A 13,917-nucleotide genomic window follows, 5' to 3' on the forward strand; every position below is an offset into this window, starting at 1 on the left:
CTCCTCTTATCCTAATTCAGCGATTGCCTGCCGGGCGGTTTCAATGCTCACGGGCATGTTGTGGTTCTCTACTTTGCCTTCGCAGAAGGCGGCGCCCTTTCCCTTGATGGTGTCGAGAATAATCATGGAGGGCTTACCCTTTCCGTCTTTTCCCTGGGCTTTGGCAGCGGCCACCGCTTCGTGCATGGCGGCGAAGTCATGGCCGCTGCACCGCTGGACGTGCCAGCCGAAGGATTTCCACTTCCCTTCAATATCCGAAAGACTCATGATCTCATCCACGGGGCCGTCTATCTGCAGTTTGTTGTAATCCGTAAACGCGATGAGGTTTGACAGGCCGTAATGGGCGGCGAACATAGCGGCCTCCCAGTTCTGTCCTTCCTGGCTTTCTCCGTCCCCGATGACCGCGAAAACATGAACATCCTTCCGGTCAATCTTCCTTCCCAGGGCAAGGCCGCAGGCCGCGGAAAGCCCCTGGCCCAGGGAGCCGGTGGTCATATCGATGCCCGGCGTCTTGGTGCGGTCGCAGTGGCTCGGCAGGCGGGTTCCGCCTTTGTTCAGCGTATCCAGCCAGTCCAGCGGAAAAAATCCCTTTATCGCCAGGGCGGCGTACAGCGCCGGACCCGCGTGGCCTTTGGACAGAACCAGCAGATCCCGGTTTTCCATGGCGGGATCGGCGGGGTCATACCGCATTTCCTTCCCGTATAAAAGGGCAAGGATATCCGCTATCGAGAGGGCTCCGCCGATGTGTCCGACCCCGAGGGTCCCTATGGTATAGAGGGTCTTCTTTCGTATTTCCCTGGCAAAGTCCTCTAGCCCGGATATCTCAGCCTGATCAAGCATATATCACCTCATAATTATTTACTTAGTGAAAGAAATGATATATCATGTTATTGTATTTGTAAAGTTTTTATTGCATTATTTAGGAGAGGAATGAAACAGTATAATCCCCTGCGTTCCGCGGACATGCGGATCCATAACCAGAATATTATTCTCTCAAGAATTTACGAAGCCCGGGAACGGGGTATATCCCAGTCGGAACTTGTCCAGGAAACCGGACTCAAGGCGCCGACAATCTTCAGGATATTCTCAAGCCTGGAGGAACAGGGACTCATCGAGATTTTCAACGATTCCGGAGACCACGATACGGAAGTCAGGAAAGGCCGCCGGCCCGTGGCGTACACCGTTATCAAGGATGCGCTGTATACCATCGGCCTGGAATTCTGGGCATCCAGTATTTCCCTGGGGGTTTTCAACTTCAACGGGACGAGAATTTTTTCCCGGATAGAACCGTTAAAGGGCGATATCGACAGCGCCGGAATAACCCGTCTTATTGTGCGGCTGGTCAACGATGCCCTGGCAAGCCTGAAAATTTCCCGGGAAAAGGTTCCCGGTATCGGAGTCGCCGCTTCGGGACAGGTGGATGTAAACCAGCGCTCGGTCATCTTTTATCCCCGGATACGGGGTATGAAGGAGGTTTTTCTGGCGGAAGCCCTGGAAAAAGAGCTGGGTATAAGCGTTTTGCTTCATAATAACTGTTCCGCCATAGCCCTCAGTGAATACCGGTACGGGAATTACGACCACCGGGGATCCATGTTCACCTTCCTGCTGCGGGCCGGTGTAAACGGCGCCTTTGTTGATGAAAAGGGAATTTACATAACCAGCCAGGGCACAACCCTGGAAACCGGACACGTCCCCATAGATTCACGGGGTCCGCAGTGCAGCTGCGGGACCCATGGCTGCCTCGAAGCGTACCTCCGGGAACTGGACAAAAAAAACGTTGAACAGGGCCTGCCCCTCTTCAGCGGATTCGACGAGCGTCTTGCCGCCGGAGACAGGGACGCGAAAAAAACCATGACCGCCGCCGCAGACTGTCTGTTCGTGAGCATGAAAAGTATAATGCGGTTTCTGACCCCCCGGTCGTTCCTAATCATCGGGAACGGCGAGCTGATTTCAGGCCATATTGCCACGGCCCTGCGGAAGCGCTGGGCCAGCGAACCCGACGCGTTCGTGCCCGATCCGCCCCAGGTATTCAGCCACGCCTATGACCCGCTGGTTTCCCAGCGGGGAGCCTCGGACCTGGTTATCTCCTACTATTTCTCATAACAAACCAATATCCGGAGTGATTTTTTACTTGACGAATCACCGGGGATGTTATTTACTTACATAAAGTAAATAATAGATGTTCTATTAGTTATGCGTACCCGTACAGGAGGAAAGCATGAAGAAACATATAACCCTGGGCATCGTCTGTCTTGCCAGGAAAACCTACGACTGGGAAGCCGCCGCGGATATCTACAAGGGAATTCTCGAAGCGGTAAAAAAAATAGAAGCCGTTACCTGGGAGATCGTCCCGGAACTGGTCATCAGTGTTGAGGAAGGCCGGGACGCGGCTCTGCAGCTCGCCAAGGCCCACGTGGACGGGGTTGTATGTATTTCCGGTACCTTTCATCTGGGCCACCTGGTGCTGGAACTGCGCCGGGAAAATCCTGTCCCCTTCCTGCTGTGGGGCCTCCCGGAGCTTCCCTACAACGGCGGAAAAATACGGCTTAACTCTGTGTGCGGCCTCAACCTGAACGCCTCGAACCTCTACAAAAGCGGTGTCCGGGATTACCATGCCTCGGTGCAGAACACCATCGATGGGGACTGGGTCGGCGCGGTGCGGATTCTGGCGGCTCTCAAACGGGCGAAAATAGGGATCGCGGGTTTCCGGGCGGACGGCTTCTTTAATGTGGGGGTGCAGGATAATCAGCTCTTCGGCGCCATGGGAGCCCTGGTGGATCATTATGAACTGGATGAAATTTACCGCCAGTCCGTAAGCGGCGGCGAAATTTCCGCCAGAAAGGAACAATTACAGAAGACCTTTGATGTCGGCGGTATCTCCGCGGAACAGCTCGGTTCCGTGGCGTCTCTGTCGGCTAAACTGCATTCGTTTTACCGCGAACGGAACCTCGATGCCCTGGCCATCCGCTGCTGGCCGGAATTCGCCAGGGATTTCGGGGTGGCGCCCTGCGCGGCCATGAGTCTGCTCCAGTCCGAGGGAATGATCCTGGCCTGCGAGGGCGACATTGACGGCGCCGTATCCATGATTGCCCATCAGGCCATTGGCGCGGAGACACCCTTTCTCTTTGATTTCTCACAGGTTGATTTTGATGAGGACTGCGCCCTCTTCTGGCACTGCGGGGTGGCGCCCTGCAATCTCTGGGACGGAACCTGCCAGCGGTCCCTGGACACCTACTTTGCCGGGGGAAAAGGGGTGACCGCTGACTTTGTCCTAAAGGACGGGGAGCTTTCGGTACTCCGCATTGATTCGGCCCTGGGAGAATACCGGATCTTCCAGCAGAAAGCCCGGGCGGTTCCCATGGAAAAACTCCTCCGGGGAACTTACATGAAAGCCCGCTTTGACCGGCCGGTCAAGGAAGTGCTGGACCTGATCATCGACAACGGCTTTGCCCACCATTCATCGGTGGTGTACGGCGACTACCTTGGTCCGGTAAAAATCTTCGCGAAATTCAAGGGCTGGAAAATTACAGAGTAATCAGGGCCGCCGTTTTCGATTTACTGCCCAACCCCGGAAACATGGTAAAAACAAGCCAGGGGGTTCTGTCAGATGGAAAAAATCCCCGTGGTCGGGTATTTTTTCCATCTGGCACCCCGCGCTGCCGTGTCTTCCCCATGTTGCTGTGATATTGCCTGGATATACTGCGGTTACCCTGCTTTTTCGGGGGTGCCGGAAAGCCTATCCCCGAAGAAGCAGCCGAATCAAGGAACCAGGAGTGGGGGCAGTGGAAGACCCGCGAAGCGGGTCTGAAACGAGGGGGAGCAGCCCTCCCGCGAAGGGCAGCACCGAGCCGCTTAAGCCGGAAAGCACCCGCCGTACTGGTAACGCCGGGTGGCAGGTAAAATAGGGTATAAGCGACTTTGGAGGTCGAAGGCCGAGACAGGAGCTATACCCTATTTTACCTGACAGGACCCGCGGCATCGGTATCCACGGGTGCTTGCCGGCTTGTCAGACTCGGTGCTTCCCCGCTTATTTCTGCTTGCCGGTGCGGAGTTTTTCCTCAAACCGCTCCAGGGCTTTGCCTTCCAGTACCGCGGCCGGTTCCGCGTTCTGCGGGGTATCCCCCAAACGCCGCCGGAGCTCAGCGAATTCTTCCCGGGAAAATGAAACACCCCCGAGCATGTGCCGCTCAAAGGAATCGCAGCACCGGGGTGCCACCTTCCTGGTAATATCCAGCAGAACCTCCGCGTACAGGCGGATTTCCTTCTGCGCGTGGGAATCCAGCCGCAGGGAAAGAAAATGAAAGAGATTATGGAGATCAATCTGCCAGTACCATTCGGTGTACAGGGACAGAGGAAGGTTTATCCGGGCAAGTTCCCGGGCCAGCCCCTGGTCAATGAGCGCCGAATAGTCGTCATAGGAGTTCCGCTGCCCCTTCTCAAAGGCCGACCGGATTCCGCCGGTCACTTCCCCGCTGAGAACTTCATCGGACCGGCCCTGCTTGTTGTCCGTACTTTGGAACGCAACGTCTTCGTGGGCGGGTACGTAAAAATCGTCCTTCATCACGGAGTACCGGCCGGACATCTCGTTGAGCCTGGCGGTCCGGTGGCGGATCCACTGCCGGGCCACAAAAATTGGCAGCTTTACATGGAAGGTCAGCACCACCTGCTCAAAGGGTGACGTATGCCGGTTCCTGAGCAGGTAATCGATAAGCCCCGCGTCCTCACGGTAACTTTTTGTCCCCGAACCGTAGGAAACCCGGGCGGACTGCACCACCCGCTCATCGCTCCCGAGATAATCAACCAGCCGTATAAATCCTTTATCCAAAACCGGAAACCTCTGATCCAGTATTTCTTCAGCTTCCGGTACTACGCAATGTGCCATCCTGATTCCCTCCACAGTTGATTGTATTGAGAAAACCGGCCAAATGGAAGGGTTACGCGGATTTTCATATTTATAATTTTTGTTGAGGATACGCGAAAATATGGTAAAATAAGATCTGCCGCGGCGAAACGGCATGCCATAAAGGAGACCGCCATGAAAAAACTCATTTTTTTGGTTTGTATTTCATTTTTTCTGTTTTCCTGCGAAGACATTCTGTATAACGATATAACCCTGAGCAACAACTGTTCATGGCAGGTCCAGGCCAATGTTACCGGATCCGGCTCTTCGCCCGATTCATATCAAAGTATTGCCCCTTCCGGCAGCTATACCTTTGAAGATCTGGATGACGGGGATTACTATATACACGTAACATCATACACAGCGCCGTCCGCCGCCGCCAGAAACAACTACTTCATAAAAATTGAAGTTACCGGCTCGAAGACCTATACCCTTAACTGGGACGGAAGCACGTATTACGTTACCTACTATGAATAGGTAAAAAGCCAGCATCCAGCACTGATTCAACTTCCGCCGCCGAAATTCGTAAAAAAAGCTGGAGGATCTTCCGATTTCTGGTATAATATTCACATAAATGAAGAAATCCTCCGTCATTACTCCTTTTTTTGTTTTTCTCATGGAAACCGTTACCGCGGGCATCGAGCTGCGGCTCTATCCGGTAAAACCGGTCACCCTCCGGGCAAAATTCGGCGGCCAGTTTTTTGAAAATTTCACCATGTCCGAAATAGAGGTCCAGGCGGGCATTGCAATCAAGGCAGGGGAACTATTCCTGGGGTACCGGCGGCGGGGACTGGAGAACAGCGGCTGGAATGGTTTTTCCGGCGGCTTCCGGTATTATTTCTGAGTCCCGGACCGGGTTTACCGCGGTCCCTATTATTGCGTACCACCGCAGCGGCGGTGCAGTTATCCGCGGCGGTACAGCCGCCGGCGGAATCAAGGTTTCTCCCCGGCAGAAGACCCAGTTCTTTTGGCCGGTATCACAGCCAATGAGGGTATGGTATGGCAAAGAAAAAATCCCTGAAGAATCCCCGTCTCTATATCGCGTTTGCCGATGTAATCAGGAATTTCTACTCCCAGAAAACCGCGGAGCTGGAAAAACTCAAACTAAAGCAGTCCCAGGCGCGGCTGCTGCACTTTCTTTCCGATTTCGAAGGCTCCAACCAGCAGGATATAGCCGCCGTGTTCGGGGTAGGAACATCCACCGTATCCGAACTGATCTCGGCTTTGGAAAACGACGGACTTATTGTCAGAAAGGTAAACCCGGACAATAAACGCATGGTCTTCGTGAATCTGACCGATCTCGGCCATTCCCACGCGAAGGAAATTTACCGGCTCTTTGAGCAGTACTGCCTTGAATACCTGGAAGGATTCACCCAGGATGAAGTAAAAACCCTGGAAAAACTTCTGGGGAAATTTACCGGGGAATAACCAGGCGCCGGAAAAACTTCATCTCCGCGGACTGTACTTCAGAAAAATGTTGACCATCATCGGTATGCGTGGTATGTATTATATTGTTCGCTTTCCGAACTATTCGTATACAAAACATTATGGAGGTATTAGATGAAGAAAAGAGCCATACTTTCGTTTCTGGCGGTTCTCGCGGCATGCGCCGTAATTTTCGGCTGCGTCAGCACAAAACCGAACCCCGGCACGTATTCCGCAGCGGAGAAAGGATATATCAGTGACGTCACGGTGACAGTAACCGTGGATGAACAGGGAAAAATCACCGGCCTGGAAGCGGCGGCGGAAGGGGAAACCCCGAAGATCGGCGGTGAGGCGGCGCCAAAGATGGCGGCCCGCATTATCGAGTCCCAGCGCCTGGACTGCGATGTGATTTCCGGCGCCACCCTGACGTCCAAGGCCATACTTTCGGCGGCGGAAAAAGCCCTTAAGCAGGCCGGGGTCAATACGGCGGCCATGAAGGCCCAGGCGGCCGGAACCGGGAAAGATGAACTTGTAATTGTGGACGTTGCCGTAGTCGGGGCCGGAGCTTCAGGGACTGCCGCCGCGGCTGCTGCTATCGACGGCGGCGCTTCCGTCCTGATGGTGGAAAAAACCAACAACATCGGCGGGATCAGCAAATTCTTTGCCGGCGGTCCCTTTGCCGTCGAATCCCATCTCCAGAAAGAAGCGGGCCCGAAATATTCAGGTATTACCAAAAACGATGTACTCCAAACTTTGAATGATTATTCCCATTATATTAATTACGCTCCCCTGACCAAGGCGGTGGTTTTCAAATCCGGGGATACCATCAGCTGGCTCGAAAAATGGGGCATTACTTTCCATGTAAACCCGGAAACACCCCAGGTCGCCCACCGGGATGACGACATGAAGTGGACCATGTACCACTGGTACGATCTGTTCAGCTATGAACCCACAGAAAAGGCGGCCATCGATGTGGTCCACGAAAACCTTGCCAAGGCTGGTCTGGATCTCCGGTTCAACACCACGGCGACAAAACTGCTCACCGACGGCAGCGGCAGGGTAACCGGCTTTACCGCGGTCAAGGAAGACGGGAAAACCCTGACGGTTCACGCCAAGGCGGTGGTCCTGGGGACCGGCGGCTTCGCGGGGAATCCTGAAATGATGCAGGAATACTTCAATACACCGTACCTCGGCCTCTGGGGCGAAAACGGCAGCGGCGTCAAAATGGCATGGGAAGCCGGCGCGGCAAAATGGGATACCGCGTCCTCCCTGCTTCACGGCAACGGCCCGGTGCCCCCGGTGAATCCCACCAAGCTCAACCTCAACGCGTCTCCCTTCAACCAGATTCTCCGGTCTCCGGTGATGTGGATTGACCAGTCGGGTAACCGGTACTGCAATGAGGAAGCGGTCTGGGATACGGCGTACGCTTCCAATACGGGATATTCCGTGGGCGGAATTTATTACGTGCTGGTGGATACCGCCACCCTGGAAGGGTACACCGCCGGCCGCACTCTCGTTATGGATACCGCCGTGGGCGGCCCCAACATGGCCAAAGCCGACTTTATCGAGCTGGCGGAAGAAGGGGTTTACCAGGGAATTATCACGAAAGGAGCCACCATCGCGGAGCTGGCGGAAAAACTCGGTATGGAACCGGAGCGGCTTACGCTCAACGTGAATGAGTACAACACCGCGGTAAGGACAAAAAATGATCCCTATGGAAAAAGCGCGGCCAGCCTTGTCTACGGTGTGGAACGGGGCCCCTTCTACGCGGTGAAGATGCAGATCAGCAACCTGGGAACCCTGGGAGGCGTCCGGGTAAACGAAAAACTGCAGGCCACGGATACCAACTTAAAACCCATTCCGGGACTGTATGTGGTTGGTAACGATGCCGCGGGATTCTACGGCAACATAACCTCCTATCCTCCCTATGAAGGGCTCGCCACGGGATTTGCCTGGAATTCCGGCAGGATCGCCGGAGAAAACGCCGCCCTGGACGCGAAGAAATAATATATGACCAGGGAAGCGCAGTATCTCAAGGGAAAATGCCAGCGCATACAGACTATCCGAAACCCCGCCCTCCCCTAAGGCAGGGTACCCGCTTTATTCGGGGCAAAGCAAAGAAACATGGTCCGGGATGCTATCGCGGGGTGTCTGATGGAAAGAAATCTCCTTTACGGGGATTTCTTTCCATCAGACAGGACCCCCGGTATTTCTATCTCCATGTTTCTTTATTTTTACAATAATACGGTTACCCTGCCGCGCTATTGACGAAAAGGGCCGGAACCATTATCGTATTAATTGAAACTTAGGTTTCAACAGCGATTTTCAGGGTCGGGTGCGTTCGGAAATTTTACATCGTAAATTTCCGCAATAATTCCCAACCGGCGGTATAGCCCGCGACTTCGGTGGAAACACCGGACTGAACCGGTGTAATTCCGGTGCCGACGGTACAGTCCGGATGGAAGAAAATCACGGCCCCGGATACGGTTATTCCGGGTCCCCGTCATCTCCCAGCAATTTCTGCCCTGGATATCACTCCGGGGTTTTTTTATGCTCCGGATATATCCACTTTTCCGGAGGTTCCCTATGGGATACCACAGCAAAACAAAACCAGCGGGATTTTTTATTGCCGCGGCGTTTATCTTCTGTTCGGCAGCGGCGCTGTTTGCCGGCGGCGGCGGCGATACCGGCGGCAAGTCTTCAAAAGAAATTTCCATCGCCGTCTTTGTGCCCGGGGTAATGTCCGGCAGCCCCATCTATGAGATGCTGGCCGAAGGCGTACGGAAAGCCGGGAGCGAAGAACCCGGCGCGGCGGTAACGGTTATTGAAGGCGGATTCAACCAGGCGGAATGGGAGCCTAAGCTGACGGCCCTGGCCGCCACGGGCAGCTACGATCTCATCGTTTCATCCAATCCGTCCCTCCCGGCGCTGGCGTCGTCGGTGTCAGTAAAATTCCCCAAACAGAAATTCCTGCTTCTGGACGGCGAAATTTCGGGCAACCCCATGATATATACCATGCGGTACAACCAGCGGGAACAGGCCTATGTGGCGGGGTACCTGGCGGCCATGGTCGCCCAGGAAGGTAAAACCGGCGTGGGGAAAACCAGCCGCATCGGGCTCCTGGCGGGACAGGAGTATCCGGCGATGAACACCATCATGCTGCCGGCGTACCTGGAAGCGGCCAAAGCAATTGATCCGGCCTTTGAGGTGGACTTCCGGGTTGTGGGGAACTGGTACGACGCGGGCAAAGGCGCGGAACTCGCGTCGGACATGATACGGAATAAATCCGCGGTAATTCTGTGTGTCGCCGGAGGCGCCAATGAAGGGGCTGTCCAGGCCGCCGCTGAAACCGGGGCCAAGGTAATCTGGTACGACACCAACGGATACGCCGTCAGACCCGGAACCGTGGTGGGCAGCGCCATACTCCGCCAGGATAAAGCCGCCTATGAACAGACCAGGCGTTTCCTTGACGGCACCCTCCCCTTCGGCACCGCGGAAATAGTCGGGATGAAGGAAGGATACGTCGATTTCGTCGAAGACGACCCGAACTATATTGCTGCGGTGAGCCCCGGGATCCGGGAAAAACAGGCGGCCCTTCTGAGCCGGCTCCGGTCGGGCGAACTCGATCTGGGCGAGTAAGCGGGAACATCCTCGGTGGTGGAACTCAGGGGCATTCAGAAATATTTTCCCGCCAATGGTGTCCACGCTCTGGAGAACGCGGATTTTACGCTCCTCCCCGGGGAAATCCACGCCCTGGTCGGCGAAAACGGCGCGGGCAAATCGACCCTCATGCATATCATGGCCGGGTTTATCCGCCCCAGCGCGGGATCAATATACACGGACGGTACCTTGGTAAACTTTCCCGGGCCCGCCGCGGCGCTGGCCTGCGGGATCGGAATGGTGCGGCAGCATCCCCGGCTCGTACCCGGGTTCCAGGTATGGGAAGCCTGTATCCTTGGATCGGCCGGCGGTGCGGCCGGGATTATCCGCAAAAAAAAGATGCGGAAAATGGTGCAGGAGGTATCCGACCAATGGGGCTTTGACCTCCCGGCGGACCAGGGCACCGACACCCTCACGGTAAGCCAGCGCCAGAAATGCGCCATCCTTTCGCTGCTCCTCAGGAACGCCGAGTACCTTATCTTTGACGAACCCACCGCGGTGCTGACCCCCCTGGAAACGGAACGCCTCTTTGATCTCATGGGACGGCTCCGTTCCCAGGGCAAGGGAATCGTACTTATTTCACACAAACTTGAAGAAACCCTTGCCCTGGCCGACCGCGTGACGGTGCTGCGGAAAGGAGAGGTAACCGCGACCCTTCGGGCGGATACAGTCAGCTCCGAGGAAATCAGCACCCTGATGTTCGGCACCGACCGGGAAACCCGTTCCGACAGTACCGCGGATTTTCCCGCGTTTTTACCGGAACAGCCCGCAATGGTTCACGGAGAAAACGACGGGGAACACGAGCAGGCGCCCCTTCTCCGGGTTACCGGCCTGACCGTGGAGATTTCCAAACGCCCCTTTATACGGTCCATTGATTTTGAAGTTCCCCGGGGCAAAATAATCGGTATAGCCGGAGTCCGTGACAGCGGCCTGGAAACCCTGGAACTTGCCCTGACGGGTTTCCTCAATCCTTCCGGCGGAACGGTGGAGGTTAACGGAACCCGCACGGACAACAAAGGACCCCGGACGTTCCGAAAAGCCGGAGCCGCGTACCTCAGCGCTGACCGTACCGGCACGGCTCTGGCGATGCAGCTTCCCCTTTGGGATAGTCTGATTGTCCATGCCCACCGGCGGGCCGAAATGGGCCTTCCGGGACATTTCGGTATTATGAAACGGAGCTACCTTGAAGCCTGGGTTCAGCATATCATGAACCGGGCGCAGGTTTCCCGGTCGCCCCGGAATCCGGCGGAATCATTTTCCGGAGGAATGCTCCAGCGACTCGTCCTTGCCCGGGAATTCGCCGAGCCCGTCCAGCTGATGGTGCTTGCCGAACCCAGCTGGGGTCTCGATACCGCGGGCAGGGAGCTGCTGATAACACGGATAAAAAAATACGCCGCTGGCGGAAAATCCGTCCTGGCTTTTTCCACCGATGTGGAAGAACTTATTGCCATGGCCGATGAAATTCTCGTTCTCCGCAACGGTGAAATCGCGGCCCGTTTTCTCCTGGGCAAGCAGGAACTGCGCGGCCCGGAAACGGACGGAGCGTCTTCCGGCCAGGGAATCAGGGAACTAATCGGGCAGACCATGGTGGGCATGGGGGAAAGCTCTTCAGCGCCGGAGGATCAAAACCGTGAGTAAACAGAAGAATCCCCGGCCCAGGGAACCAAGACAGGCTGCTTACGGCTCGGTTATCACCCTCGTCTGTGCCACCCTGGTGGCCGTAATCCTGATTGCGGTCAACTCCGCGTCACCCGCGGCATCGCTGAAAGCTTTTTTTGCCGGACCATGGTCATCGCCGTGGTTTTCCGGAAACACCCTCGACAGTATCGCCCTGCTTCTGACAGCGTCTCTGGGGATTGCCCTGGCGTTCCGGGGAGGGACGTTTAACCTCGGCGGCGAAGGCCAGATCTACATAGGCGGCCTCGCCGCTTCGGCGCTGCTCCTTTCCGGGGAAACATTCCCCGGCTGGACCATGCTGATCTTCGCGGCAATTGCCGCCATGGCCGTCGGCGGGGCCATGGGCGCGGTTTCCGGACTGCTCAAACGGAGATTCGGGGCAAACGAACTTATCACGACATTTCTGCTTTCCTCCGCCTTAACCCCCGCGGCGGATTATCTTATTACCGGTCCCCTCCGGGATCCTTCGGGGAATCTCCTGGCCACACCGCGGTTCGCGGCGGACAGGATACTGCCCCATATCCTTCCGCCGTCGAGTCTTTCGGTTTCATGCATAATCGCCGCCGTTCTGGTCATTGGAGGCCACATTTTCATTGCCGGGACCGGCCCGGGGTACCGGTTCAGGATTGCCGGGGCGGCCCCGGAATTTGCCCGGTACGGCGGTATCGCGGCGGAGCGGTACTGGACTCCGGCGCTGTTTTTTTCGGGGCTGTTCCACGGACTGGCGGGATTTTTCGCTGTGGCCGGAACCTACGGCATGGGCCATCTCGGCTTCCCCGGAGGATTGGGCTGGAACGCAATCGCCGTGGCCCTTATTGCCCGGAACCATCCATTGGCGCTGTTTCCGGCTGCGCTGATATACGGCTGGCTCAAAGCCGGTTCCGACGCGGCGCTTCTTGCCACGGGCCTCGGCTTTGAGGCGGCTTCGTTTATCCAGGCGGCGGTCCTCATCCTTGCGACGGTACGGTTTGCTGGATTTCCCCGGCTCAGGCTCCGGAGGGTACGCCCATGATAGCCGGCCTTCTTACCGTAGCGGCGCCCCTTATTCTCGCCTCCCTGGGAGGGCTGTTAACGGAGCTGAGCGGAACCCTGGGAGTTTTTATCGAAGGATTTATGGTTCTCGGTTCCTTTTTCGCGTGGATAATCGCGGGATGGACGGGGTCGGTATTTGCCGGCTGCTGTATAACGGCGGTATGCGCGGGGTTTGTGGGCTGGCTTCTCGCCCGGTTTGTCCATAAAACCGGGGCAAACCCTTTTATAGCGGGACTTGCCCTTAACCTGACCGCCGGAGGCCTTACCGATTCACTGTCCATTGCCTGGTTCGGAACAAAGGGGGTTCTGCGGAATCCTGATCTGAAAATCCCGGAGCCTGTGCATATTCCCCTTATAGAAGATATTCCCTTTATCGGCCGGCTGTTTTCGGGACAGCTGCCCTTCGCGTACATTGCCCTGGCCTTTACGCTTGCGGCGGCCCTGGTAATCGGCAAAACACGGCTGGGGCTCCGGCTTAAAGCGGCGGGGCTGTCCCCGGAAGCGGCGATTGACCAGGGCATCTATCCGGCCCGGTACCGGGAAGGCGCCTGGGCGGCGGCGGCGTTTCTTGCCGCCCTGGCGGGAGCGGCCCTTACCTTCAGGGTAGGCGCCTATGCCCCGGGCGGCGTGGCCGGCCGCGGATGGATTGCGCTGGCGGCGGTGTATCTGGGATTCCGCAACGCCTGGGGCTGCGCCGCCGCGTCGCTGGTCTTTGCCCTGGCCGAACGCATCGGGTTTATTGCCCAGGGGCTGCATACCATCCCCGCCACGGTACTCCTGGGATTACCCTCAGCCCTGGCGCTGGTACTGTTCTCGGTATCCCAGGGATTCAGCGCCCGCCGAGGGGGCGGCAAAAAACCTCCCCGGGAATAAACACCGGAACCGGGACGTCTTTTGCCGGCAGCTGGTATACAGCCCGGATAGTACTCCACCACCGAGAAACCCGAAGTGGGGGCAGCGGAGAAGCGTTTGTGTCACACCGTGACACAAACCTTCGGAGCGAGGGGGAGCAGCCCGCCAGAAATGTTACCCCCAGCAGGTAGAGGCAGCAAGCATACGGTCGAAATGGTAACGCCGGGTGTCGGGTAAAAATGGGAATGAGCGGCTTTCTAGGCCGAAGGCCGACGAGGAGCCATTACCATTTTTATCCGACAGGACCCGCAGGTACGGTATACTCGTATGATTGCTGTTTATACAGCCCAGTGCTCCCCCTTAACTATTTG

General features: G+C 56.5%; 12 protein-coding genes and 1 riboswitch. Of the genes, 10 read left to right on the top strand and 2 right to left on the bottom strand.

The genetic code is table 11. The features are described 5' to 3' along the window. Positions 1 to 6: 6 nt before the first annotated feature. Positions 7 to 840: a transketolase gene (locus JFL75_RS11415; RefSeq protein WP_215626815.1), complete on the bottom strand. Its 834-nt coding sequence runs from the start codon at positions 838 to 840 to the stop codon at positions 7 to 9. Between the two features lie 90 nt (positions 841 to 930). Between JFL75_RS11415 and JFL75_RS11420 the strand changes: the two genes are divergently transcribed. Next, a complete protein-coding gene (locus JFL75_RS11420) occupies positions 931 to 2,103 on the top strand; it encodes an ROK family transcriptional regulator (protein WP_215626816.1) in 1,173 nt (390 codons plus the stop codon). A gap of 115 nt (positions 2,104 to 2,218) precedes the next feature. Beyond that, positions 2,219 to 3,535, top strand: a complete 1,317-nt coding sequence (locus JFL75_RS11425; protein ID WP_215626817.1) for an L-fucose/L-arabinose isomerase family protein — start codon at positions 2,219 to 2,221, stop codon at positions 3,533 to 3,535. A gap of 492 nt (positions 3,536 to 4,027) precedes the next feature. Here the strand turns inward: JFL75_RS11425 and thyX are convergent, their stop codons facing one another. Continuing rightward, complete coding sequence (gene thyX, locus JFL75_RS11430) at positions 4,028 to 4,882, bottom strand: FAD-dependent thymidylate synthase (protein WP_215626818.1); 855 nt, start codon at positions 4,880 to 4,882, stop codon at positions 4,028 to 4,030. A 153-nt stretch (positions 4,883 to 5,035) separates the two neighbouring features. Between thyX and JFL75_RS11435 the strand changes: the two genes are divergently transcribed. From JFL75_RS11435 to JFL75_RS11470, 8 genes are all read left to right on the top strand, one after another. After that, positions 5,036 to 5,377 (top strand): hypothetical protein, encoded by a 342-nt coding sequence (locus tag JFL75_RS11435; RefSeq protein WP_215626819.1) that lies wholly within the window; start codon positions 5,036 to 5,038, stop codon positions 5,375 to 5,377. Between the two features lie 97 nt (positions 5,378 to 5,474). Beyond that, complete coding sequence (locus JFL75_RS11440) at positions 5,475 to 5,744, top strand: hypothetical protein (protein ID WP_215626820.1); 270 nt, start codon at positions 5,475 to 5,477, stop codon at positions 5,742 to 5,744. A gap of 155 nt (positions 5,745 to 5,899) precedes the next feature. Beyond that, a complete protein-coding gene (locus JFL75_RS11445; protein WP_215626821.1) occupies positions 5,900 to 6,328 on the top strand; it encodes a MarR family winged helix-turn-helix transcriptional regulator in 429 nt (142 codons plus the stop codon). A gap of 132 nt (positions 6,329 to 6,460) precedes the next feature. Continuing rightward, a complete protein-coding gene (locus JFL75_RS11450; RefSeq protein WP_215626822.1) occupies positions 6,461 to 8,332 on the top strand; it encodes an FAD-binding protein in 1,872 nt (623 codons plus the stop codon). A 310-nt stretch (positions 8,333 to 8,642) separates the two neighbouring features. Beyond that, a riboswitch (FMN riboswitch) is annotated at positions 8,643 to 8,799 on the top strand. Between the two features lie 112 nt (positions 8,800 to 8,911). Further along, positions 8,912 to 9,964, top strand: a complete 1,053-nt coding sequence (locus JFL75_RS11455; protein ID WP_223292632.1) for a BMP family ABC transporter substrate-binding protein — start codon at positions 8,912 to 8,914, stop codon at positions 9,962 to 9,964. 15 nt (positions 9,965 to 9,979) lie between these two features. Then, complete coding sequence (locus JFL75_RS11460; protein ID WP_215626824.1) at positions 9,980 to 11,623, top strand: ABC transporter ATP-binding protein; 1,644 nt, start codon at positions 9,980 to 9,982, stop codon at positions 11,621 to 11,623. After that, entirely contained in the window at positions 11,616 to 12,674 is a 1,059-nt protein-coding gene (locus JFL75_RS11465) for an ABC transporter permease (protein ID WP_215626825.1), read from the top strand. Before JFL75_RS11460 ends, JFL75_RS11465 begins: the two co-directional genes overlap by 8 nt. Beyond that, positions 12,671 to 13,567: an ABC transporter permease gene (locus JFL75_RS11470; RefSeq protein ID WP_215626826.1), complete on the top strand. Its 897-nt coding sequence runs from the start codon at positions 12,671 to 12,673 to the stop codon at positions 13,565 to 13,567. The genes JFL75_RS11465 and JFL75_RS11470 overlap by 4 nt, the downstream gene beginning before the upstream one ends. The last annotated feature ends 350 nt before the right edge of the window (positions 13,568 to 13,917 follow it).

The sequence above is a fragment of the Breznakiella homolactica genome (assembly GCF_016616095.2).
Classification (GTDB): Bacteria; Spirochaetota; Spirochaetia; order Treponematales; family Breznakiellaceae; genus Breznakiella; species Breznakiella homolactica.

What these genes read in the sequence shown, in the direction of transcription:
- JFL75_RS11415 (WP_215626815.1), bottom strand. Translation starts at nt 840, where the DNA reads ATGCTTGATCAGGCTGAGATATCCGGGCTAGAGGACTTTGCCAGGGAA.
- JFL75_RS11420 (WP_215626816.1), top strand. Translation starts at nt 931, where the DNA reads ATGAAACAGTATAATCCCCTGCGTTCCGCGGACATGCGGATCCATAAC.
- JFL75_RS11425 (WP_215626817.1), top strand. Translation starts at nt 2,219, where the DNA reads ATGAAGAAACATATAACCCTGGGCATCGTCTGTCTTGCCAGGAAAACC.
- thyX (WP_215626818.1), bottom strand. Translation starts at nt 4,882, where the DNA reads ATGGCACATTGCGTAGTACCGGAAGCTGAAGAAATACTGGATCAGAGG.
- JFL75_RS11435 (WP_215626819.1), top strand. Translation starts at nt 5,036, where the DNA reads ATGAAAAAACTCATTTTTTTGGTTTGTATTTCATTTTTTCTGTTTTCC.
- JFL75_RS11440 (WP_215626820.1), top strand. Translation starts at nt 5,475, where the DNA reads ATGAAGAAATCCTCCGTCATTACTCCTTTTTTTGTTTTTCTCATGGAA.
- JFL75_RS11445 (WP_215626821.1), top strand. Translation starts at nt 5,900, where the DNA reads ATGGCAAAGAAAAAATCCCTGAAGAATCCCCGTCTCTATATCGCGTTT.
- JFL75_RS11450 (WP_215626822.1), top strand. Translation starts at nt 6,461, where the DNA reads ATGAAGAAAAGAGCCATACTTTCGTTTCTGGCGGTTCTCGCGGCATGC.
- JFL75_RS11455 (WP_223292632.1), top strand. Translation starts at nt 8,912, where the DNA reads ATGGGATACCACAGCAAAACAAAACCAGCGGGATTTTTTATTGCCGCG.
- JFL75_RS11470 (WP_215626826.1), top strand. Translation starts at nt 12,671, where the DNA reads ATGATAGCCGGCCTTCTTACCGTAGCGGCGCCCCTTATTCTCGCCTCC.